Source organism: Cypionkella sp. (assembly GCF_034376685.1).
Taxonomy (GTDB): domain Bacteria; phylum Pseudomonadota; class Alphaproteobacteria; order Rhodobacterales; family Rhodobacteraceae; genus Cypionkella.
The window spans coordinates 23,539-47,091 of the sequence record NZ_JAXMJJ010000108.1 but is presented as its reverse complement, the minus strand read 5'-3'; the positions used below and the strand labels follow the sequence as shown (position 1 = coordinate 47,091).

The 23,553-nt window shown below is 60.5% G+C and carries 18 protein-coding genes and 1 tRNA gene; 9 read left to right on the top strand and 10 right to left on the bottom strand.

Going from position 1 to position 23,553, the window contains the following annotated elements; translation table 11 throughout:
- From U1A24_RS20260 to U1A24_RS20250, 3 genes are all read right to left on the bottom strand, one after another.
- Positions 1-171 carry a hypothetical protein gene (locus U1A24_RS20260; RefSeq protein ID WP_322323793.1) on the bottom strand — a complete coding sequence of 57 codons (171 nt, stop codon included), beginning with the start codon at positions 169-171 and terminating at the stop codon, positions 1-3.
- A gap of 61 nt (positions 172-232) precedes the next feature.
- Positions 233-1,606, bottom strand: coding sequence for a DUF2927 domain-containing protein (locus U1A24_RS20255; protein WP_322323792.1), 1,374 nt, complete (start codon positions 1,604-1,606; stop codon positions 233-235).
- A gap of 810 nt (positions 1,607-2,416) precedes the next feature.
- Complete coding sequence (locus U1A24_RS20250; protein ID WP_322323791.1) at positions 2,417-3,256, bottom strand: MoxR family ATPase; 840 nt, start codon at positions 3,254-3,256, stop codon at positions 2,417-2,419.
- 171 nt (positions 3,257-3,427) lie between these two features.
- Here U1A24_RS20250 and dksA point away from each other — a divergent pair, with 171 nt between their 5' ends.
- Together dksA and U1A24_RS20240 are read left to right on the top strand one after the other, a co-directional pair.
- Positions 3,428-3,850: an RNA polymerase-binding protein DksA gene (gene dksA / locus U1A24_RS20245; protein WP_322323846.1), complete on the top strand. Its 423-nt coding sequence runs from the start codon at positions 3,428-3,430 to the stop codon at positions 3,848-3,850.
- A gap of 78 nt (positions 3,851-3,928) precedes the next feature.
- The gene (locus U1A24_RS20240; RefSeq protein ID WP_322323790.1) at positions 3,929-5,110 is read left to right on the top strand and encodes an FAD-dependent monooxygenase; all 1,182 of its coding nucleotides are present in this window, start codon (positions 3,929-3,931) and stop codon (positions 5,108-5,110) included.
- A gap of 99 nt (positions 5,111-5,209) precedes the next feature.
- On the opposite strand, the gene U1A24_RS20235 is transcribed toward U1A24_RS20240, so the two are convergent.
- The gene (locus U1A24_RS20235) at positions 5,210-6,490 is read right to left on the bottom strand and encodes an FAD-binding oxidoreductase (protein WP_322323789.1); all 1,281 of its coding nucleotides are present in this window, start codon (positions 6,488-6,490) and stop codon (positions 5,210-5,212) included.
- 224 nt (positions 6,491-6,714) lie between these two features.
- Here U1A24_RS20235 and U1A24_RS20230 point away from each other — a divergent pair, with 224 nt between their 5' ends.
- Positions 6,715-7,395, top strand: coding sequence for a hypothetical protein (locus U1A24_RS20230; protein WP_322323788.1), 681 nt, complete (start codon positions 6,715-6,717; stop codon positions 7,393-7,395).
- A 6-nt stretch (positions 7,396-7,401) separates the two neighbouring features.
- Here the strand turns inward: U1A24_RS20230 and xth are convergent, their stop codons facing one another.
- The 3 genes from xth to U1A24_RS20215 form a co-directional block, all read right to left on the bottom strand.
- Positions 7,402-8,181 carry an exodeoxyribonuclease III gene (gene xth, locus U1A24_RS20225; RefSeq protein WP_322323787.1) on the bottom strand — a complete coding sequence of 260 codons (780 nt, stop codon included), beginning with the start codon at positions 8,179-8,181 and terminating at the stop codon, positions 7,402-7,404.
- 40 nt (positions 8,182-8,221) lie between these two features.
- Positions 8,222-8,914 carry a hypothetical protein gene (locus U1A24_RS20220; protein WP_322323786.1) on the bottom strand — a complete coding sequence of 231 codons (693 nt, stop codon included), beginning with the start codon at positions 8,912-8,914 and terminating at the stop codon, positions 8,222-8,224.
- Positions 8,915-8,978: 64 nt separating this feature from the next.
- Positions 8,979-9,305 carry an iron-sulfur cluster assembly accessory protein gene (locus U1A24_RS20215; RefSeq protein WP_322323845.1) on the bottom strand — a complete coding sequence of 109 codons (327 nt, stop codon included), beginning with the start codon at positions 9,303-9,305 and terminating at the stop codon, positions 8,979-8,981.
- An 81-nt stretch (positions 9,306-9,386) separates the two neighbouring features.
- Between U1A24_RS20215 and U1A24_RS20210 the strand changes: the two genes are divergently transcribed.
- Positions 9,387-10,550 (top strand): deoxyguanosinetriphosphate triphosphohydrolase, encoded by a 1,164-nt coding sequence (locus U1A24_RS20210; RefSeq protein WP_322323785.1) that lies wholly within the window; start codon positions 9,387-9,389, stop codon positions 10,548-10,550.
- Positions 10,551-10,791: 241 nt separating this feature from the next.
- Here U1A24_RS20210 and U1A24_RS20205 read toward each other — a convergent pair whose 3' ends face one another.
- The 3 genes from U1A24_RS20205 to U1A24_RS20195 all read right to left on the bottom strand — a co-directional run bounded on the left by U1A24_RS20205 (position 10,792) and on the right by U1A24_RS20195 (position 12,612).
- Positions 10,792-11,457: an ankyrin repeat domain-containing protein gene (locus tag U1A24_RS20205; protein WP_322323784.1), complete on the bottom strand. Its 666-nt coding sequence runs from the start codon at positions 11,455-11,457 to the stop codon at positions 10,792-10,794.
- 101 nt (positions 11,458-11,558) lie between these two features.
- Complete coding sequence (locus tag U1A24_RS20200; RefSeq protein WP_322323783.1) at positions 11,559-12,020, bottom strand: disulfide bond formation protein B; 462 nt, start codon at positions 12,018-12,020, stop codon at positions 11,559-11,561.
- Between the two features lie 7 nt (positions 12,021-12,027).
- Positions 12,028-12,612: a YqaA family protein gene (locus U1A24_RS20195; protein WP_322323782.1), complete on the bottom strand. Its 585-nt coding sequence runs from the start codon at positions 12,610-12,612 to the stop codon at positions 12,028-12,030.
- A gap of 127 nt (positions 12,613-12,739) precedes the next feature.
- On the opposite strand from U1A24_RS20195, the gene U1A24_RS20190 reads away from it, so the two are divergent.
- The 5 genes from U1A24_RS20190 (at position 12,740) to U1A24_RS20170 (ending at position 23,526) form a co-directional block, all read left to right on the top strand.
- Complete coding sequence (locus U1A24_RS20190; RefSeq protein WP_322323781.1) at positions 12,740-13,600, top strand: neutral zinc metallopeptidase; 861 nt, start codon at positions 12,740-12,742, stop codon at positions 13,598-13,600.
- A gap of 129 nt (positions 13,601-13,729) precedes the next feature.
- Positions 13,730-13,813, top strand: a tRNA-Leu gene (locus U1A24_RS20185).
- A gap of 888 nt (positions 13,814-14,701) precedes the next feature.
- The gene (locus U1A24_RS20180; RefSeq protein WP_322323780.1) at positions 14,702-17,077 is read left to right on the top strand and encodes a Hint domain-containing protein; all 2,376 of its coding nucleotides are present in this window, start codon (positions 14,702-14,704) and stop codon (positions 17,075-17,077) included.
- A 423-nt stretch (positions 17,078-17,500) separates the two neighbouring features.
- Positions 17,501-20,047, top strand: coding sequence for a Hint domain-containing protein (locus tag U1A24_RS20175; RefSeq protein WP_322323779.1), 2,547 nt, complete (start codon positions 17,501-17,503; stop codon positions 20,045-20,047).
- Between the two features lie 215 nt (positions 20,048-20,262).
- Complete coding sequence (locus U1A24_RS20170) at positions 20,263-23,526, top strand: Hint domain-containing protein (protein ID WP_322323778.1); 3,264 nt, start codon at positions 20,263-20,265, stop codon at positions 23,524-23,526.
- Positions 23,527-23,553 lie beyond the last annotated feature (27 nt).

The following is a 23,553-nucleotide window of genomic DNA, read 5'->3' as shown; positions in this document are numbered from 1 at the left end:
TTACACCGCCAAGGCCCGGTGCAGATAGATCGTCAGGAACAACCCGATCAAGCCCAGCAAGATCGCATAAGCCGCGCCATACTGCAGCATATCCAAACCGCGCCCGCCGCGCCGCTTGGCGCTGAAAGCGCCAAATGCCGCACCGATCCCAAACCCAGCCAAAACGATCACGGCCTGCCCCTTTGCTGCGGGCAGTCCCAGAGCTTAACCGTCCCTGACCTTACCCGTTTCTCTATCCCCGGCCGCCCTGCGCGCCCAGATTGGCAATCTCTGCCATCCTTGCACGCATCTGGCGCTCCGAGCCGAAGCCATAACGCGCCCAGCCCAGACTGTCGAGACGCAAGCCCCGTGCCTCGGCAACGCGGCCCGCATTCTGCAAAGCCTCTGCCTTGATCAGCATCAGCGTCGCCAGCAAGGACGCATTCTCCGCCCGCTTTGCCGCCGGAATTGCCCGGTCGGCAAATGCCATCGCCTGATCGGACTGCCCTGCCGCCAGCGCAATCGCCGCCAGTTGCATATCGACATGCGCCACATGCACCTGCGCACCCGGCATGCTGCGATAGATCCGCCCGGCTTCCGACAAAGCCGCCACAGCCTGCGCCGGATCCGTATTCGCCATCGCGCGGCCCTTGGCGTAATAGCTGAACGCCAACCGTCCGTCGTGCCAGCCCTGCGCCAGCGCAATCGACAGCATCATATCGGCGGCGCGCAACCGTGCCGCAGTGCCACCACGCGGGCCGAACGCGCCCTCGACCGCAGCCACCCAGGAGCGTGGCGCAATCGTCTTGATCTCAGAGAAGCCAGCGCCACCGCGGGGATTCATCTGCGCCAGCAGGGCGGGCAGATGTTTGGCCGCCTCGGCCTCATTCATGCCGTTGCGCAGCGCGGGCGCGTAATGCAGGCGCAGGATCAGCATATCAAACCCGGTCAGCACCGAGTTGAAATTGTCGTCGTTGAACACCGAATCGGGCAGGTGATACAGATCGTTCAGCGGCCCCATTGCCTGTGCGGTTTCCTCATTCAGACAATCGCGGGTCTCTTGCGGCGAGGCATCTGACGGCGCGAAAATCGACACATGCTCGCGCTTGGTCATCGTGGTCCAGTCGACCTTCGGACCATTGCGCTCGGCCTTGTATTCCGCCCAGGACTGCACGCGCGGCACCACGAAACAGGCGGCCATCGGCACGACCTTGGCCATCTGCGCGCGTGGCTGGAATTCGATGGTGATCGAGGCAGAGTCGCCCAGTTGCGCAAAGCTGATCGGCAGCCCGGCTTCGCTGCGGAACCGGTTGATCAGACGCGCCATTTCAGCCGGGGCGGTGGCCGGAACATCGCCAGTCAGCTTGACGGTGATCGGCCCCTCAAAGCGGCTGAAATTCGGCAGAGCCCGCCCGCTTTCCATACGGAATTCGAGATCGAGGAAATCGCGGGCAATCTCGGCGTTCGGTCGCATCGGGCTCATACTCGACGCCGCAGCAAAGCCCTGCATGGCGGGCAAGCCAATGCCCGGCGCGCTCGTCTCAGAGTAGCTTTTCGAAACCTGCGCCTGTTGGGCAGGCATACAGGCGGACAGGCCTAAAACGGCGATCAAGGATAACAGGCGCATGGGCTGGCAGACCATTCATACAGGGTTTCAAGGGCCGCAGCGGCCCCGTCTCAGGTGGTGAAGCACGGCGGGACGCGCGCGGAACCCCGATCAGAGCTTTGACGTCAGGTGCCCCCGCACCCAGCCTCAAAGCTTCGTCTGACCAGACCATCGCTCGCGCATCCGCCGCACCGTCACTCCTCACCCCAAGCCACGCACGCCGGAGCAGACCGACGCTTGTGGAGGGAGGAGAAGCCCGGTTTGGCAAGCAAAACGCGCGTCCCGTAGCGCTCTTGCCTTCCGTCATGAGCTTCCGGCTTGCCATGATTGCCATCCCGTCGCAGCGCGACAGCACAGCCAGACCCAGACGCCCCGCAGCGCGCATCCGGTGGCAGATCACCGAAGGCACAGCGCCTTTGTCCCCAGCCCGCCACCCTTTCACGATGGCTTGGCCGGTTGGCAAAGGGGACGCGTAAGTCATTGGAACTCATTGCAGTTAGGAAGCTCACTCTGAAGGCGAGACAACAGGTCTGCAGTGTCGGTTTCTGGGCATGATCATGTCAATCTTTAGGATTCTTCACAAAATCACCGAAACTACCTATGGATGGTTGCTGGCATGGAAACGCCAGATTATCCCTATTTTGCTCGCGCAATATTGCAGTATGTTTCAAACAATGCAGATTTCGTGATGTGATTGTGGCAAGACTATGGCTAAACCACGGCAGAATCGCCCGATTCTCGATTCCTACTGCACAATCCCAAGCAGGCCGCCGCACTGTTTCTGGTCGCAATGGGCAGGGGCGAGCGTCGACCTGCGCCGCGCTCGTACCGCTAGCGTTGACCGCGTGCCATAAAGGCAAGCCGTTCAAACAGATGCACGTCCTGCTCATTCTTCAGCAAAGCGCCGTGCAGTTTTGGCAGAGAGTGCTTGCCGTCGCGCTTCAGATCCTCGGGCGCAAGGTCTTCCGCCAGCAAAAGCTTCAGCCAATCCAGCACCTCCGAGGTCGAGGGTTTTTTCTTCAACCCCGGCGTCTCCCTGATCTCAAAGAACTGCGTCAGCGCGGTGGCCAGCAGCGCTGGTTTGATGTCCGGGAAATGCACTTTCACGATTGCCGCCAGAACATCGGCCTCCGGGAAGCGGATGTAGTGAAAGAAACAGCGGCGCAAAAACGCATCCGGCAGTTCTTTCTCGTTGTTCGAGGTGATGATGACCACCGGACGGTGCAGCGCCCGGATGGTCTCGCCGGTCTCATAGACATGAAACTCCATCCGGTCGAGTTCCTGCAACAGATCGTTGGGAAACTCGATATCGGCCTTGTCGATCTCATCAATCAGCAAGACCACGCGGGCAGGGGCGGTGAACGCTTGCCACAGCTTGCCGCGCCGGATGTAGTTGGCAACATCATGCACCCGCGCCTCGCCCAGCTGGCTGTCACGCAGCCGGCTGACCGCATCATACTCATAGAGGCCCTGCTGCGCCTTGGTTGTGGACTTCACATGCCACTCAATCAGCGGCATTCCCAATGCACTCGCCACCTGCCGCGCCAGCTCGGTCTTGCCCGTCCCCGGCTCACCCTTCACCAGCAGCGGCCGCTGCAAAGTCACCGCGGCGTTCACGGCAATGCGCAGATCGTCGGCGACGATGTAACGATCGGTCGAGTCAAATTTCATAGGATTTCCAAGACAATGCAGGCAGATTTCGCAAACCCTAGACTGCACGCGAATTTGTCGCAACCGCTAGTGACAATCCTTTCCGATTCCTTTAGATGCACGCCCATGCAGGAGCGCGCCATGACCACAGCCCACCTGGCAGCGCATCCTGAGAAAAGGGAGAGTGCTGCTATGAAAGCCGAAACCTTCTTGCCAGACGATTATCGTCCTGCCGAGGATGAGCCTTTCATGAACGACCGGCAGCTGGAATATTTCCGCCGCAAGCTGGTTACCTGGAAGCAAGAACTGCTGGGCCAATCCGCCGAGACCATCGACAATCTGCAAGATTCTGGCCGCAACGTGCCCGACATTGCCGACCGGGCCTCGGAAGAAACCGATCGCGCGCTGGAACTGCGCACCCGCGACCGTCAGCGCAAGCTGGTGTCGAAAATCGACGCCGCCTTGCGCCGGATTGACGCCAACGAGTTTGGTTACTGCGAAATGACCGGCGAGCCGATCAGCCTGAAACGCCTCGACGCCCGCCCGATCGCCACGATGACGCTGGAAGCCCAAGAAAAGCACGAGCGCCGCGAGAAGGTCCACCGCGACGATTGAGCCGCTTGCGGCCCTTGCGCGGATACGAAACACATAGCGCCGGGCCTTATGGTCCGGCGTTTTCATTTGGGGGCAGGGATGAGCATCGCAGGGCAACCGATCACGGTACTGGGCGCGGGCGTCGGCGGTCTGGCCGCAGCCCTCGCCTTGGCGCAAAAAGGCGCAGACGTCACGGTGCTGGAACAAGCCGATGCCATCCGTGAAATCGGCGCGGGCCTGCAAATCTCTCCCAATGGCGCGACCGTGTTGCGGGCTTTGGGCCTCAGCGCAGCCCTCGATGCCGCCTCGATGCGCGCGCAAGCGGTGGAGCTGCGCGATGGCCGCGACGGTGATCTGGTGCTGCGCCTCGATCTCGCCCGCCTGCGCCCGCAGCAGGGTTATCATTTCCTGCACCGCGCCGATCTGATCGAGCTTCTGGCCAAAGCCGCCCGCGCCGCAGGGGTGCAGATCCGCCTGCTGCACAAGATCGAAACCGTCGACCTCTCCGGCTCACGCCCGCGCGTCGTCACAGCCCTAGGCGCTGAATTCCAGCCCAGCCTGCTGATCGGTGCCGATGGCCTGCACTCCAAAACCCGCGCAGCACTCAATGGCAGAACCGCGCCCTTCTTCACGCGCCATATCGCGTGGCGCTGCATCATCCCCGCCGAAGCGGGTGCCGCCCCGGTAGCAGAGGTGCATATGGGCGCAGGCCGCCATCTGGTCAGTTATCCCCTGCGCGGCGGCACCCTGCGCAACATCGTCGCGGTCGAAGAACGCAACGCTTGGGTCGAGGAAAGCTGGTCACTGCGTGACGATTCTCTGGAAATGAAACTGGCGTTCGAGAGCTTCAGTCCCCGCGTGCAAGGCTGGCTCGACCAAGCACAGGATGTCTATGTCTGGGGCCTGTTCCGCCATCCGGTCGCCCAAGTCTGGAGCAAAACCCTGCCCGAAGGCGCTGCCGTGATCCTGGGTGACGCCGCCCACCCCACACTGCCCTTCCTCGCCCAAGGTGCCTCGATGGCGCTAGAGGATGCCTGGCTGCTGGCCGACCGCCTCGCAAACCTGCCCCTCGCTGAAGCCCTCAGCGCCTACCAAACCGCCCGCAAACCCCGCTGCACCCGCATCGTCGCTGCCGCCAACAGCAACGCGAAGACTTACCATTTGTCCGGCCCGCAGCGCAGCATCGCCCATACCGCCCTGCGCCTCGGCGGGATGATCGCCCCCAATCTCGCGCTGAAACGCTTCGACTGGCTTTACGACCACGACGTGACTCAAAGCTGACCCCAAAGGATTTGCTCTTTTCTAAATACTCCCGCCGGAGGCACCCGCGCTCAACCTAAGGAGCCTCCGGCGGGGATATTTAAGCGCAGAGGATGACCCTTACCGCTCGCGCCACCAATCTTGCGCCTGCAATTTCCAATACGTCGCCTGCGCCGCCACCAGCCCCAAAGGCCCTCCTGCCCAATCCAAGCCAAACCCAGCGAACATCGCCAGACGGTCGCTTTCGCCCAAAATCGCCTCGGCCAGCACCTTGCCGGCCACCGCCGTGGTATTCAGCCCATGCCCACCGAAAGCTGTGATGTGCCAAGCGCCCGGCTCCATCACCCCCACTTGCGGCATCAGATGCCGCGCATAGCCCATCTGGCCCGACCAGCTGAGTTCGGTCCGCAAGCCCGCCAGCTGCGGAAATGCCCCGATCATCTCGCGCCGCAACTCCTGCGCCACACCCGCCGCCGAGGCCGCCCGCGTGGTGATCCGCCCGCCCCACAGCAGCCGATTGCCGCCCTCAATCACCCGGTAGTAATCCGACGCGCGGCGGTCATCCAGAACAGCCTCGCGGGTTCGGATGGCCGATGCGATCAAATCGGGGGCCACTTCCGACACCATCATATAGGTCGCAATCGGCAGCACCGCGCGCTTCAACCGCGGCACCAGCCCATCGGTGTAGCCCCCGGTTGCGAACACCACGCGGGGGCCGCGTGCCTCGCCCTGTGCGGTCTTGATCACCTTCTGCGCGCCCTTGAACTGCGCTTGCGTCGCAGGCGAGCCTTCATAGATCCGCCCGCCCAACCGCTCCAATTCCGAAGCCAATCCGCGCAGATAGTTCAGCGGATGGATGTGAAACGCCTGCGCATCTGCGAGACCGTGGAAGTAGCGGTCACTGACCAGCCGCTCGCGGATCGCGGCACGGTCCAGATAGGTCAGCTCATAGCCAAAATCCTGCGCAAATTCCGCCGCATAGGCATGCAGATCATCAGCGCGGTCAAACCGCCGCAGGTTCAACAGGCCCGAGACCGGATCGGCCCCTTCAATCCCCAGATTACGGATATAGCCGCGCACCCGATCCACGCCCTCTATGGTCAGCCGATGTAACGCGCGCGCGGCTTCTACACCCACCCGCGCTGCAATATCCTCTGATCCGCAGGCAAACGCGGGCGAGACGATGCCGCCATTGCGCCCCGACGCGCCCCAGCCCACCGCCTGCGCCTCCAGCACCAGCGGCTTCAAACCACCCCGCGCCAGTTCCAGTGCTGTGACCAGCCCCGCAAGCCCGCCCCCTACCACGATCACATCGGCCTCCTCCACCCCATGCAGGGCAGGGCGGGTGCGGCTTTCGGTCAGGCTTTGGGCGTAATAGGTCGCAGGATAGGGCAGAGTCATGGCATCTTCCTTCAAACTGCACAGGTTGTTGCCGCGCGGCCTGCGCGTGTCAATCGGCCCTGAGCAAGCAAGAGTGCCGACGCTTTCGGCAAAATGTCAGACCCAATGCCTGACCGCCCCGCCTCGGATTTTCAGTTGCTTTCAAACTGGCTTGCGCTAGCGTTTTGCCCAGCACTGCATTTTGACCCCAATTCCCTTTGATCCCTTAGCGCAGAGGTGACGCGATGTTGCGGTTTCTGGCTTTTCTCACCCTGACAGCCTGCGGCAGCGTGGATTACGACGATGCTCCGGTCGGCAGGCTCAGCGGCACAGTGCTAGTGATGTGGGTGGGCGAGACCGAAGCGGGCGAGGGTGATGGTCGCTTCGTCTACGTCCCCTCGGCCACGCCCCTGCGGTTTGAGCGTACCAACCCCTCGGCCACGCTGAAAACCATTCAACCTGAGATGATGTATACCGATGGCGGCTCGATCCCGGCTTTGGCGCAGGTGTTCAAAGGCTTCTCGCCTTGGGGTTACGCGCCCGCTTATATCGTGCATGACTGGCTGTTCGTGGCGCGCAAATGCGTCAACGACAACAGCGCCAACCCCGATCAGGCGGCGGTGGCGCAAATGCCTTTCGGGGAATCGGCCACCGTCGCGGCAGAGGTGATCAAGACCCTGATTGACACGAACACGGTCGCGCCAAACGATGTCGCCCCGCAGTTGATTGCCTCGGCCGTCGCCGGACCGATCGCCAAATCCCGCTGGGATGCGCGCGGCGCTTGCGCCCGCGATAAGGTCACGCCCGCCCATGTCGACATGATCCGCCGCGCGCTTCCAGCACCGCCTGGCGCACGCTCGGCGCAGCCGCCCGGCAAAGGCCCGGTGGCGCAAATCGTGCAGGTGATCGACTTCGGCGCGCCCTAAAGCGGTTCAGGCATCAAGCTCGATCCAGACCGGCACATGGTCAGACGGCTTGTCGCCCGCCCGCACCTGTTTGTCGATCTGGCAGTCTTGCAGCAGGTCGGCGGCTTGCGGTGACAGCAGCAGATGGTCAATGCGGATGCCGTTGTTGCGCTCCCAAGCGCCCGCCTGATAATCCCAGAACGAATACTGGCCGGGGGATTGGTTGCGCGCCCGAAACGCCTCGGTCAGCCCAAGGTTCAAAAGCCTGCGCAACGCTGCACGGCTGGGTGGCAAGTATAGCGCATCCTCCAGCCACAACTCAGGCCGTGCAGCATCCTCGGCCTGCGGGATCACATTGTAATCGCCGCAAAACACCAGCGGCTCTTCCAGCGGCAACAGCGCTTCCACCCGCGCCTGCATCCGCGCCATCCAGGCCAACTTGTAATCATATTTCGGCCCCGGTGCCGGGTTGCCATTCGGCAGATACAGCCCACACACCCGCACCGCCTTTGCACCGATCACCGTCGCCTCAATCCAGCGCGCTTGTTCGTCGCTGTCGTCGCCCGGCAGGCCGCGCGTCACATCCTCCAGCGGCAGCTTCGACAGGATCGCCACGCCGTTGAAGCCCTTCTGGCCGTGGGTTTCCACCCGGTAGCCCATGCCCTCGAACAGCTCGCGCGGAAATCCCTCATCCACCGATTTGATTTCCTGCAAACACACCACATCGGGAGTTGCCGCCGAAAGCCACGCGGGCAATGCCTCGATCCGCGCCTTGATGCCGTTGATGTTGAAGGTGGCGATTTTCATGAGGCTTCTCCAGCTGACCCCCCAGTCTTAAGCCGCCACCTTACGGCAAACAAGCCAGCCAAAGCGCATCCAAGGCGTCAATCTCAGCCACGTCATAGGCGGACAGATCCTCCCAATACCGCCCCGAAGGCGCAAAATAGCCCAACTCATCCTCGCGCGCCTGCGCCGCCTGCACCCGCACCGGATCAAAAGCCAAAGGCCGCACCGCACCCAAATCCGCCAATCCGACCCGTGGGCACAACAGCCGCGACGGTCCGCTGGACAAATTCACCACCGCACAGCCTTGAAGCGCCGCCAGCACCATCAGCCGCACTGACTTCGCCTCAAGACTGCGCAGCGTGATATCGGACCGCAACGGATCAGGCGTGCCCACCCCGTAAAAATGCGTCTGCCCCGCAGGATAGTGCATATCGCAGCCAAACACCGCCAGCACACGGGGCCGCAAGGCATCCAATGCCCAATACGCGGCGGTATATGCCATCGTCGCCCCGGCATAAACGAAGCCACCATAGCGGTTCTGCGCAGGCACAAAATCAGCCTCGGTCACCAGAACCTGCCCCGAAGCCGCCACAGGCACCCGGGCCGCATCGAAATCCCACGGGTAGATCGAGAAATCCCAATCTGGCCGCACCCGCCATGCATTGTTGATCGCCAACACCCGATCAAAGCCACGCGGCCAGTCCGCCGCCTGAACCACCATCGGGGCCGAGCCCAGCATCAGAACTACCGTCATAGCGCCCCCAAATCAGGGGCCAAAACTAGATCACAGCCGCCAGAAATCCAGCGCTAATCCAGTCTCAGATCGCGAAAGACGTCCCGCAGCCGCAAGCACTCGCGACATTCGGATTCTCGATCACGAACCGCGCCCCGATCAATTCATCGCTGAAATCAATCACCGCATTGGCCAGAAACGGCAAGGACACCTGATCCACCAGCACCACTTGGCCATCGCCCTCGATCACCAGATCATCCGAGGTCCGCTCGTCCAGCTTGATATCATACTGAAAGCCCGAGCAACCGCCGCCCTCAACGGCCACCCGCAACGCCTTCTTTTCACCGGTCATTTCGGCAATCTCCGCCAGCCGGGCAAAAGCGCGGGGCGTCACACGAGGGGGCAGGTTCAATTCCACGGCATTTCCCTATCCATCAGGATGTAGATATGAATATAGGGGAACCCAACGCTTTCAACAAGAACGGCCCTGCATATGCTTGCCCCTTTCGCCTGCCAACCTGATCAATCGCGTGGCCGCCTGCATGATGAACGCATGTCCAGCTTCCGCTCGCCGTTCCAGCGTGACCGCGACCGCATCATCCATTCCAGCGCGTTCCGCCGTCTGAAGCACAAAACCCAGGTCTTTGTCGAACATGAGGGCGATTACTACCGCACCCGCCTGACCCATTCGATCGAGGTGGCGCAAGTCGCGCGCACGATTTCCGGCGTGCTGGGCCTGAACACCGATCTCGCCGAAGCCATCGCGCTGGCGCATGATCTTGGCCACACTCCGTTCGGCCATACCGGCGAAGACGCGCTTGCCTTGCTTATGGCACCCTATGGTGGCTTTGATCACAACGCACAGGCCCTGCGCATCGTCACGCGCCTTGAACGCCACTATGCCGATTTCGACGGGCTGAACCTGACATGGGAAAGCCTTGAGGGCATCGCCAAGCACAATGGTCCGGTCACTGGCCCCAACGCCGATGAAAAGCATAGCGGACCTCTGCCCTATGCCCTTGCTGAAGTGAACGCCCAGTGGGATCTGGAACTGCACACCCATGCCTCTGCCGAGGCGCAAGTCGCCGCCATTGCCGATGACGTTGCCTATTCGCACCACGATCTGCATGACGGCCTGCGCTCGGGCCTGTTCGACGAAAACGATCTGATGGAACTCCCCGTCACCGGCCCGGCCTTTGCCGAGGTCGATGCCCTTTATCCGGGGCTTGAGAAGATGCGCCGCCGTCACGAAGCCCTGCGCCGGGTGTTTGGCCGCATGGTCGAAGACGTGATCGCTGTGGCGAAGAACCGCCTCGACGCAGCCCAGCCGCAATCGGTCGAAGAAATCCGCGCGATGGGCATGACGATCATTCGGTTTTCCAAGCCGCTGTATCAGGATCTCAAAGCCATCCGCAGCTTCCTGTTCCACCGCATGTATCGCGCGCCTTCGGTGATCGTGATGCGCAAGCAAGTCACCGAAGTCGTCAACGGCCTGTTCCCGCTGTATCTCGCCCAGCCGGAAATGCTGCCCGAGGAATGGCGCGCCGACATCACCGCCGCGCAGTCCGAGACCGAGCTCGCCCGCCTCGTCGCCGATTACGTCGCAGGCATGACAGACCGGTTCGCGCTGCAAGAAGGGCAAAGGCTGCTAGGGTAGTATAGCGCTGCAGCTGTTTGCCTTGCCCGATTTGTTCGCAAACAAATCGGGCCGCGTCTGCCTACCCCCGGCAGGCGCGATACCGCGCCAGCCCAGTCAGGCGCGCCCCGATTTTTCTACCGAATGGCTTGCTGCAGACCTCGCCTTGCTCAACGGCGTTCGCCTTATGAGCAACTCACCGAAAAACTCTGCCCCGCAGAGTTTTGCCTCGGTTCGGTGTCAAATGTCAGGCCCGTCAAAATCAATCGCGCAGCAGATCAGCAACCGCCTGATGCCCCGCCTGCACCGCGTAATCGAGCGGCGTGGCATGAGCAAAACCCTCATCGCGCAAACTGGCATCCGCACCTTGCGACAGCAGCAGCTGCACGACCTCCGCCAAGCCCAAAGCCGCAGCCACATGCAATGGCGTCAGCCCTTGGCGTGAGACCGCATTGATCGCAGCCCCAGCCTCCAGCAAAGCCACAATCAGCGGCAGCGGGTCTTCGGGCGCATCGTCATAGTCATCTAGCGCAGCCGCCCGCTCAATCGCCGCCTGCAACACAGTCCGGCCGTCCTTATCAACGCCGTCCAGGGCCACACCCTGCGCCAAAAACCACTGAAGCGTCGCCAAACTGCCCAGATCAATCGCATTGAACAGCCAGAGCTGGCCGACAAAGCTGTCCGAACTGGCGGCAAATCCCGGCCCCAACCGCGCCAAAATCCCGGTATCCCCGGTTTGCAGCGCCTCAATAATCTGATCGTAATCCGCGATCACCAAAGGATCGGCGCCAGCCGGGGCAGGGGCTTTGCGCAAGGAAAGCAGAGCCAAAGCCCGCCCGGCAATCCGCCACGCCAACCGCGCGAAAAATCCCAAACGGGCGCGCGAGGCGCGGAATCGTGCAGAAAAAGAGGGTGGGGTATCAGGCATGATCAGGCCATGCCATGCCCGCGAAACCTTAACAAATCCTGAATGACCATGCGCTAAGCCTTTGATTTCACGTCGCGGAAAACCTGTCCACACGTGGACACTCAAACCTTCCGCGCAGCCAGCCCCCAGATCCCCGCCAGCCCCGCAGACAGGATCGCATTCCACCCCGCCATCGAAACCCCCAGCATTGCCCACGGCACCTCATCACAGCCCACCGGCTTTCCGACCGCAATATCGGTGTTCAAAAGATCACCGGCAGTGATGCCCTGCAAGGTATCGACGGTGCAGGTCGCCAGCCCCGAGAACCAGCCCAGCTCGACCCCGGCGTGATAAAACCCGATCCCCGCCGTGATCAGCATGGCCAGCATCCCCAGCAGCGGCAAACCCGCCCCCCGGCTCCGCAAGGCCAGCAGCCCGATCAGGATCGCCACCCCATGCGGCCAGCGCTGATAGAGACACAGAATGCAAGGGATCAGACCGCCGAAATATTGGAATGCAAACGCGCCCCCCAACAGCCCGGCCGAGCCCAGCGTGGCAATCCAGATCAAAGAACTCCGCGTCATCCAAGCCTCACATCATCCGGGTGGCCAGCCAGATCAGGCCACCCACCACCACCAACCCGCCCACAATCAGCGCCATACGCCGCTCGATAAAGCCCGTCATCGCAACCCCGTAGCGCTGCAACAGATAGGCCAGCAGATAAAACCGCCCGCCCCGCGCCACAATCGCCGACAAGATGAACCATTTCAGATCGAATGACACCACCCCTGACAAGATCGTGACAATTTTCATCGGTGGCAGATGGGTCAGCCCCGAAGTAACCAACATCACCAGAATGGCAGTATCTCCGGTCTGCTCTTTCATGGCCTCAAACGCGCCGAGTTTGCCGTAGAACTCCAGCGCAGGCCGCGCCAGCAGATCAAAGGCGTAATGCCCGATCATCCAGCCGAAAATCCCGCCCAGCACCGAAGTGATTGTAGCAATCAACGCATAGCGCCAGACCCGGTCTGGGCGGGCCAGACACATCGGCACGAACAGCACATCGGCCGGGATCGGAAAGAACGAGCTTTCCACAAACGACACCGCCCCCATCGCAGGCTCGGCATAGCGCGAGCCTGCCCAGTGCAGCGTCCAGTTATACAGCTTGCGAAACATCCTGCTCTCCGCTTTTTGCGCTCAATGGCCACGCGCGCAGGCCTAGGTCAAGAGGGCGCTTCCGCGCAACCGGATTGCACTTCACGCGTTGAGGGTTAAGTTGTCCGAAACAGGGTGGAGTGCGGCTATGGAATGGCGCGGGCGCAGGGGCAGCGGCAATATCGAAGACCGACGTGGCGTTCGTGGCACACGCGGGGCCAGCATCGGTGGTGTGGGCGGCATCGGCGTGATTGCGGTGGTGGTGATCGGCTACTTTCTCGGCGTCGATCTGACGCCGCTGCTGAACGACAGTCAGACGCAGGGCCAACAGACCGGGGCTCCGGTTGAAATCACCGAGGCTGACAAGCAGGCAGGCCAGTTCGTCTCGGTCGTGCTGGCAGATACGGAAGAGATCTGGACGGGAATTTTCAAGCAGCAGTTGGGCGAGACATATGTGCCGGCCACGCTGGTGCTGTTCAAGGGGGTGACCAACTCGCCCTGCGGTGATGCTTCTGGGGCGACGGGACCGTTCTATTGTCCGGGCGACAACAAAGTTTACCTCGACACCGATTTCTTCACCACAATGTCGCGCCAACTGGGTGCGAGTGGCGATTTTGCGATGGCCTATGTGGTGGCGCATGAAATTGGCCATCATGTGCAGGACGAGCTGGGGATTCTCAGCAAAGCCAATGAGATCCGGGCGCAGTCTTCAGAAGCGGACAGCAACGAGATTTCGGTGAGGATCGAATTGCAGGCAGATTGTCTGGCCGGAATTTGGGCGCGCGAAGTCCAGCAGACTTTCGGTACCATCGAGAAGGGTGACTTCGAAGAGGCGATCAACGCGGCCAAGCAGATTGGCGATGACACCTTGCAACGCAATGCGGGGCGGGTGCCGATGCCGGAAAGCTTCACGCATGGCAGTTCGGCACAACGCTCGAAATGGTTTATCACCGGGCTGAAGTCTGGCCAACTGGCGGCCTGCGACACGTTCAGAACGAATAACCTTTAGCGATGATTTGCTTGCGCAAATCCTGTTGACGCGGACAAGAGGCGCGGCTAAACCGCGCCTCGGATCAGTGAAGCGCTGGTCCTAACACTTCGGATCGCTCTGCGGCCCCTACCAAGAAGTGTTAATTGTGCGGGCGTGGCGGAATGGTAGACGCGACAGACTCAAAATCTGTTTTCGCAAGGAGTGCCGGTTCGAGTCCGGCCGCCCGTACCAATTTATTTGCTGAAATCGACAGAAAACAGCATTCAGAAATCTGTGCACACGCAGATTGTGGCAGGGCTTGGGCGATTCATTGTTAAGATCAAGAATCACTCTGTGGTCAGGCCCGTTATAGTTAATTTTGAGCATCTTACCGCAGGTCAGCGCGTGTCGATTCGGGGAATCTCCCCGGTTGACCTGGCGTTAGCTTGAACAGTTCCGCCCAATTCGAACAATTGACGCCGCTGTGGCAACGGCGTTTTGCGATTGTGGTGAAAGAATGGCAAAAATTCTCTCTTATGGTTAAGGTAGTATCACGAATTTGACCTGTTTCCGTTATGGAAACAGTGAGGTGAGTGATCAGCGCGAACGAAAAGCATCTTTCGCATCCTAGCACCTGATAAGCCTGCATTTTTCAAGAATGATGACTGTCTGTCATCTCGAAACCAAAGGTTGGATGATACAATCTAAGCGTGTATTCATAATTTTTTCCGGCGGCTGCGGAGGCAGGTCTAAGCCGCAAAGCTGCCGCATTTCGGTCTTTTTTTGCTTTGCGCTAATCATAACTGGCGGTATTCAGAGCAAGTCTTACTGGGAAAGACAAAGGCCGTGGGGGCGGTCGTTGAGTGGTGATGTGTCGCAAGACACGCGTGGTGTGAAAGATTTGCTGCCTTAGCCTTGGGTTCTGCGACCACAGGCTTGTCATGAAAACCTTATCTTTTTGGCCGGGAACCGTTGGTTCCCGAACAGCATCGCTTTCGCTTCACCTCAGACGGCAGGCAACAAGGCGTTGACCTCGGGTTGAACCGGGCTCGCGCCTTTTCGGGATTGCTTTGCAGCGATCTGGGCTTGGGTCGGATGAGAGACGGAATTCCGGCTCTCAGGTGAAATGAGGGATATGACATGCCGGTTTTTGCGCTTTTTAATTTCAACGACGTTGGCAGCAACGCCTTGGACAGCGCGCCGGAGTTCGGCGATCAGCTGGGAACCTACCGCAATGGCGCGGCCTCGAATGGCGGGCAAGCCGTGCTGGATGGTGTGGATGATCTGGTGAAGATCTATCAGGATCCAGCCTATCAGATGGATCAGGGTACGCTCGATATCAAATTCACGCTGGCAGATCAGCCTTTGACGGCTACACAAACCGTGTTGTCGCGCGACAGCACAGGCGACACCGCCGGCGGCTATCGCATTGAAATTCAAGCCGATGGTTCGGTGGTGATCAGCCATGAAACCGGCAGCGGCACCGAGACTTTCGGCACCGGGCCGGGCTTTGCCAATCCGGGCGACGAAATCAACTTGTCCTACTCTTGGGATCAGGGCGGCGCGGGCGGCCAGTTGCAAATCGACAACCTGACCACCGCCGCCGTTTTCAGTGACGCGGTGCCAAACACCCTGACGATGGATATGGGCGCGGCCAATCAGCCTTGGATCGTGGGTGCGGGGCAGTCGGGTTCGGATGCGGGCTCGCTTGACAATATTGATCAGCATTTTGCGGGCTCGGTTGATATGTTCCAACTGTCGGACAGCGTGGATAACTATGATCAGCGCGATGGCTATGTCGATGGAACTGCGGGGGGCGATTTGATCGACACCGCGTATACTGGCGACCCGGACGGCGATTTCATCGATAACGGCGATGCGATTCTGGGCACTGACGCCCCCAATGATGACCGCGTGCGGGCAGGGGCGGGCGATGACACGGTTTATGCCGGTCTGGGCGACGATCTGGTCGACGGCGATCAGGGCGATGATGTGATCTACGGCGAAGCCGGGGACGATACGCTGAACGGCGGTGCGGGCAACGACCTGCTATTCGGTGGCGCGGGCGACGACTCGCTGCGCGGTGGCAATGGCGATGACACGCTGACCGGCGGCGATGGCAATGATCTGGCCTATGGCGGCGCGGGCAATGATGTCATCGACACCTCGGGCGGCGGTGCGGTGCCGCTGCCTGATCAGGGCTATCCGGGGCTTTATCCGTCGGACAGCAATCCGAGCAACGATCTGGATACGGTTTACGGCGGCGCGGGCGATGACACGATCCGCACCGGCGATGATGCCGATGTGATCTATGGCGGCTTTGGCAACGATCTGATCGAAGCGGGCTTTGATGATGACACCATCGAGGGTAACCAGGGCAATGACACCATCATCGGTGGTGAGGGCAATGACCTGATCGACGGCGGGCAGGGCGATGACCTGATCTATGGCGGCTACGGCCCCGGCGTGCCGGATGCGGTGAATATCCCGGATGCGGATGGCGACCTGCTGCCCGACAATGGCCGTGACAGCATCGCGGGCGGTATGGGCAACGATACCATCTTCGGCATGGATGATGATGACACCATTGATGGCGGTCAGGGCAATGATCTGCTCTATGGCGGCATCGACGATGACAGCATCCGGGGTAATGTCGGCAACGATACCATCTATGGTGGCGAAGGCTCTGACACGATGGAGGGTGGCAATGACCGCGACACCTTCATCGTCGGCGCGCCAGCCGATGGCGCGGGCGATGTAATTGACGGCAACGAGGGTGGCGACGACTACGACACGCTTGATCTGACCGGATCGGGCCCGTTGAACATCATCTACGACCCGGACAATGCCGAGAACGGCACTGTTCAGTTCCTGGATGCCGATCGCAATGTCACCAGCACGCTGACCTTCACCAATATCGAGAATGTCATCCCCTGCTTCACCCCCGGCACGCTGATTGCGACGCCGAAGGGCGAGGTTCCTGTCGAGCTGCTGAAAGCGGGCGACCGCATCATCACCCGCGACAACGGCATTCAGGAACTGCGCTGGGTTGGGCGCAAGGATATGGGCTGGCACGATCTGGTGGCCAACCCGCATCTGAAGCCGGTGCTGATCCGTCAGGGCAGCTTGGGCAATGGTCTGCCCGAGCGCGACATGATGGTCTCGCCGAACCACCGCGTTCTGGTCGCCAATGACCGCACGGCGCTGTATTTTGACGAGCATGAGGTGCTGGTTTCGGCCAAGCATCTGGTCGCAGGCAAGGGCATTAATAGCGTGAACGCAGTGGGCGCAAGCTACATCCACTTCATGTTTGACCGCCACGAGGTTGTGTTGTCGAACGGGGCCTGGACCGAAAGCTTCCAGCCCGGCGATTACACCCTGAAAGGCATGGGCAACGCACAACGCGGTGAGATTTTTGATCTGTTCCCAGAGTTGAAGACCGATGCGGGTCTGGAGGGCTATACGTCGGCCCGCCGCACGCTGAAGCGTCACGAAGCCATGCTTTTGGTGAAGTAACGAGTTATGCAGCTCAAGGCAGGGTCAAACCTGACTTGACAAGAAGGGGCCCTTTGCAGGGCCCCTTTTTTGTTTGGCATCAGCGATCTGGCGTGCCGCCCCATAGGGTGGGGTAGTCACGCAGTAGGGACAGCTTGCCAGCGGGCACTGCATCATAAAAATGCCACTTTCCTGCCCCGATCCTGTCCAGTCTAACCCAAAATTAACCACCTTGCCGGACTATCCGCCTTGGAAGCCGAGGTTTGTTGTGGGGTGAACCCATCGCATCTGACCGAGGTTTGGTCTGTGTAACGATTGGGTTTGTTGTGTCCACCACCCTGAAAACCGATGCCGTGCACCCTGTTGCGCCTGTCAGCGCAGCATATGCGCGGTTTTCTGCGTTGCAGCATTACGATTATTTTGTCTCCGTGAAGGTCTGATACTATGGCGATTGCAAATGAACTGACGATCAACACCTCGGCGACCGCAATGGATATGGCCAATGCCATATTCGGCAGCGGCGTCACCGTGACTGATGCGACTTACACCGGATCTGCGGTGTCTTCGGGGATCTATTCGGGGGCGACAACCACAATCGCGGGCATCTCGCCGACCGATACCGGGGTTATTCTGTCGACCGGGCGCGTGGTTGACTTCACCAACAGCAGCGGCAGCACAAACACCAACACGCAGACTGGGCTTTCCACCGACACCACGGGCGGCGTGGATGGCGATGCGCAGCTGAATGCTGTGGCGGGCCAGCCGACCTTTGACGGGGCCGTCCTGAATGCCAGTTTCATTCCTGACGGCGACACCATCACAATGCAATTCGTGTTCGCTTCGGAAGAATATCCCGAATATGTCGCCGCGGGCTTCAACGATGCCTTTGGCGTCTGGGTCAACGGCAGCTTTGTTCCTGTCAGCATTAGCATTGGTGGCAACGTCGCGATTGACGAGGTGAACGCCGGCAAGAACCGCAACCTTTATCACGACAACACCAGTGATCAGTTCAACACCGAGATGGACGGTTTTACCTATGTTATCTCGCTGAAGGCTCCGGTAAATGCGGGGCAGGTCAACACCATCAAGATCGGCATCGCGGATGCCAGCGATACGGCTTATGATTCCAACCTGTTGATCATGGGCGACAGCATTCAGACCATTGCGCTTGCGATTGATGACAATATTCACATCACCACCAATGGCACCCGCACCTTTGATATTCTAGCCAATGACACCAATGCGGCGGGCAGCCCGTTGACCATCACCCAGATCAACGGGGTAAACGTGGTCGCAGGGCAGACGGTGACTCTGTTGACCGGGCAGCAGGTGCAGCTGAATGCGGATGGGACCATCACCGTGACGGCAAATGGCACCAACGGGGCTGAGAACTTCACCTATACCGTCAGCGACGGCACCAATACCGATGTGGGCTATGTGACGCTGACCACTTCCGGCACAGCCTCGCCGGATGGCATCGTGTCGGGCACTTCGGGTAACGACATCATAGATACGTCTTATGCCGGCGACCCGGATGGCGACAAGGTGGATAACAACGACGGGCTGGGGGTGCAGGGCACCATGGGCAACGCCGATCTGATCTATGCGGGCGCTGGCAATGACAGCATCAGCGCTGGGGTGGGCAATGACATTATCTATGGCGGCTCGGGCAATGATACGGCGCTGGGCGGCGCGGGTGACGACAAGATTTACGGCGACACTGGCAATGATCTGATCGACGGCGGTGCGGGTAACGATCTGCTGATGGGCGAAGAGGGCGACGACCGCTTCGTTTTGTCCGGCAGCTTTGGAAACGACACCATCGTCGGTGGTGAAACCAATGAGATCACGGGCGATGTGCTGGATGCCACGGCGCTGACCGCCAATACCACGCTGATCCTGACAGCACCCGAGACGGGCACGCTGACTGATGGCAGCTCGACAGCAACCTTGACCCAGATCGAAGTGTTCAAGCTGGGCGCGGGCAATGACACTGTCAGCGGCAGCACCGGGGCGGATAGCGTCGATGCGGGTGCAGGCAATGATGTGATTGCGGCGGGCGCGGGGAATGACACGATCAATGGCGGCGCTGGCAATGACAGCATTGACGGTGGTCCGGGCAATGATCTGCTTTACGGCGGCGCTGGCAATGACAGTTTGGTCGGAGGCACCGGGGCGGACAGCCTGTTTGGCGGCGATGATCGTGATACCTTCTTCGGCGGGGCTGGCGATAGCATAGACGGCGGCGAGGCTGGTGACGATTATGATGTGCTCGATCTGTCGTCTTATGGCTTCGCTGCAACCAACATCCTCTACGACCCGCTGAACCATGAGAATGGCACGGTTGAGTTTCTTGACGACAACGGCCTTGTGACGGGCACGCTCAGCTTCAGTCATATCGAGAAGGTGATTGCCTGCTTTACCCCCGGCACTTTGGTGCTGACCGAACATGGCAGTGTCGCGGTCGAGGATCTGGCGGTGGGCGATCTGGTGTTGACTCGTGATCACGGTTTCCAACCGATCCGCTGGATCGGTCGTAGGGATCTGTCCGCCGCCGAGTTGGCTGCCTCACCGCAGTTCAACCCGGTGTGTATCGCGCAGGGCGCGTTGGGGCGCGGTCTGCCAGAGCGTGACATGCAGGTCAGCCCGCAGCACCGCATGCTGATCACTACGCCGCGCGCGGAGTTGTTGTTCGGCGAGACCGAAGTGTTGGCGGCGGCTGTGCATTTGATCGGTATGCCCGGTATCACCCGTGCCGCAGCAGAGCGGATCAGCTACGTCCACATCATGTTCGATGAGCATCAACTGGTGTGCGCCGACGGGGCTTGGAGTGAAAGCTTCCAACCTGGCCAGCATACGCTTGCAGGGTTGGATCCCGCGCAGCGGCAGGAGATTTTCACGCTTTTCCCAGAGCTTAGGGCGGGCGCGCCATATCCGGCGGCGCGCATGATGCTCAAATCCAAAGAGGCGCGGATTCTGCTGCACCAATGATCGCTGCAGACTCTTGGGTTGGGCTTGGGCAGGTTACGGGCATTGTCCCCAGAACAGAAACTTACCTCAGTCCAGCCACATTTCAACCATTTGGCAAGACTATTCCAGTCACAGTGAATCTGGAATCGTCCCGTCGTGCCCGCATTATTTGTGAAAAACCACCACTTTGCCCCCCAACGCGTGATCGCGGTGCGGGACCATAAGGAGCGCTGATCATGGCCGTCTTGAATTCAGGTCTCGGCGGCACCTCGGGGTATGGCGAGCAATCCTTCAAAACCACCGGTGGTTATAGTGGCTCGTTGGATGATGGGTCGCGGCTGGTGGATGTCAGTGGCGTTTTCGGCTCGGGTGGCATGGATGTCTACGGCAGCCGCTTCACGTCGCTTTATATCAACACCAACGGGCTGATCACCTTTAGCTCGGCGCAGGCCAGCTATACACCTGCGGCGCTGACCACGCTTGGCCAGCCCAGCATTGCGCCATTCTGGACCGATATCGACATCTCCAAAGGGGGGGATATCTATTGGGACATTGATGCCACCACCGGCAAGATCACCATCACCTGGCTGAACGTCGCACCCTATTCAGGCACGGGAACGAACAGCTTTCAGGTGGTGATCACCAATCTGGGTGGCGGCGATTTTGGCGTCGACTACCTTTACAATTCGGTTGGCTTCACCAACGGCTATGCCGGACAGGCCACGGTTGGGATCTCGAATGGCAGCAGCTCGCAGACCTTGCTGGAGGGATCGGGCGATGCCGCGTTTCTGTCGACTTATGCAACCAATGATTTCGACACCAATGATCCGGCTGGCGTCTATTCGATGCAGTTCGAGGCGGGACAGGCGTTTCTGGGCGATGGCGTGGTCGATGGCACCGCTGGCAGTGATCTGATTGATACCTCTTATGTGGGCGACCCCGATGGCGACCGCATTGATGCGAATGATGGCACGGGATACTCTGGCACCACAGGTCAGGCTGACTATGTGTTGGCGGGCGCGGGTAATGACACGGTCAACTCTGGCCTGGGCAATGACATCGTCTACGGCGGCAGTGGCAATGATGTGGTCAATGCGGGCACTGGCAATGACACCGTCTACGGCGACGATGGCAATGACAGCCTCGATGGCTCCAGTGGCAATGACAGCCTGTTTGGTGGCGCAGGTGATGATACGTTGTCGGGTGGCAATGCTACCACAGGCACCACTTACACCCCCAGCTACACCGAAGTCACGTCCGCGCTGCAATCGGTCGCAGGCACCAATGGGCGACCGAATTTCACCGTCAACACGGTATCCTCTGACAACGACCTGACCACGGGCACCTCTGGCGCGGTCAGCGGCTTCCGCTTGGGCAACACCGACTCGGTTGAGACGCATACCCACACCGCCAGCTCGCAACTGGCTGGCGGGCAGATCATCTTCAACGCGATCAACAGCAATGAAACGCTAACCATCGTCATAGACGGCGTCACCATCAACCTGAACACCGCCATCGCCTCGGGCATGGTGACATTCACCGGCAATTCGACCTACGCAATCAATGCAGGCGGTCAGGTGATCCGCATCGGCTCGGGCGGCACCTCGACCACCACCGGCACACTGACCATCAATACGCCTTACACCACGCTGGCGCTGACCTCGAGTGGGACCACGATCCTCACGGCGGCGGGGCTGTATTACGAATACTACCCCAACACCAACCCCCTGAACGTCGCAGCCGAAGCGGCAGGCGATGATTATCTTTCGGGTGGTTTGGGCAATGACAGCCTGTTGGGCCATGACGGCAACGACACATTGCTCGGCGATGAGGGCAACGACACGCTGGACGGTGGCAACGGCAATGACAGCCTGAGCGGGGGCATTGGCGATGACTCGCTGCTGGGTCTCGCGGGCAGTGACACGCTTCTGGGCGGCGATGGCAGCGACAGCCTCTATGGTGGCGCGGATGCTGACAGCCTGTCGGGCGATGCGGGCAATGATCTGCTTTACGGCGGCGAAGGCAACGACACGCTGAATGGTGGCGCTGACAACGACACGCTCTTTGGCGATGCGGGCAACGACAGCCTGCTTGGGGCCACGGGCGATGACAGCCTGTTCGGTGGTGCGGGCAATGACACGCTGTTGGGCGGCGATGGCCATGACAGCCTTGATGGTGGCGCGGATGCCGACAGCCTGAGCGGCGAGGCCGGCAATGATACGTTGAACGGCGGTGCCGGTGCCGATTGGATTTATGGCGGCGCGGGGATGGATTTCGCCGAATACTCCAGCTCGGGTGCCGGCGTAAATGTTGACCTGATAGCAGGCACTGGGCTGGGCGGCGATGCACAGGGCGATGTGCTGAGCGGTATCGACGGGATTTTCGGCTCGGCTTTTGACGACACCTTGCTGGGCTACGACGGCGAAAGCACGGTTCCAGGAGATTCCTGGACCAACGTGCTCTACGGCGGTGCAGGGAACGACAGCATCGACGGGCGCGGTGGATCGGACAGCCTGTATGGGGGCACCGGCAACGATACGGTGCTCGGCGGGGCAGGCAATGATCTGCTTGATGGCGGCGATGGCAATGACCAGCTGTTTGGCGGGCTTGGCAACGATGCAGTCTATGGCGGCGCAGGCAATGACACCCTGGATGGCGGTGCCGGAGCCGATACGCTGTATGGTGGAACGGGCAATGAGCTGTTCCTGGTTGAGGGCAATTCCAACGCCTTCGGCGACGTGATCGACGGCGGTGAAAACAGCGGCGATGATGACGTTCTTGACCTGTCCAACTGGGGTTGGGCGCTGACCAACATCATCTATGACCCGATGAACCCCGAGAATGGCACGGTCGAATTTCTCGATGGTGCGGGCGCGGTGATCGGCACGCTGACCTTCTCGAACATCGAGAACGTCATCCCCTGCTTCACTCCCGGTGTGATGATTTTGACCAGTCGCGGCGATGTCGCGGTTGAAGACCTCCGCGCTGGCGATCTGCTGCTGACGCGTGACAATGGCTTGCAACCAATCCGCTGGATCGGAACCCGCAAACTTGGCTTGGGCGAACTGATTGCGCAGCCCTGCCTGCAACCGGTGAAGATCGGCCAAGGCGCGCTGGGCGGTGGTTTGCCGCTGCGGGACACTGTGGTCTCGCCGCAGCACCGGATGCTGATCGTCGGGGCTTTGCCGGAAATGCTGTTTGGCGAGGCAGAGGTGTTGGTGGCCGCGACCCATCTGACGGTTCTTGCGGGCGTACAACAGATCTTGCCGCCGGGCGTCACCTATATCCATGTGCTGCTGGATCATCACGAGATCATCCATGCGAACGGCTCCTGGACCGAAAGCTTCCAGCCCGCCGAGCGGATGCTGGATGCGATGGAAGACGGTCCGCGCGCTGAAATTGCGGCGCTGTTTCCAGAACTGTCGGATCGCCACGCCGATTTCACCGCCGCGCGCCTGACACTTAAGGCGCATGAGGCAAAAGTGTTGCTGCTGGCGTGACCGACCGATTTTCGTGACGGAAATCGT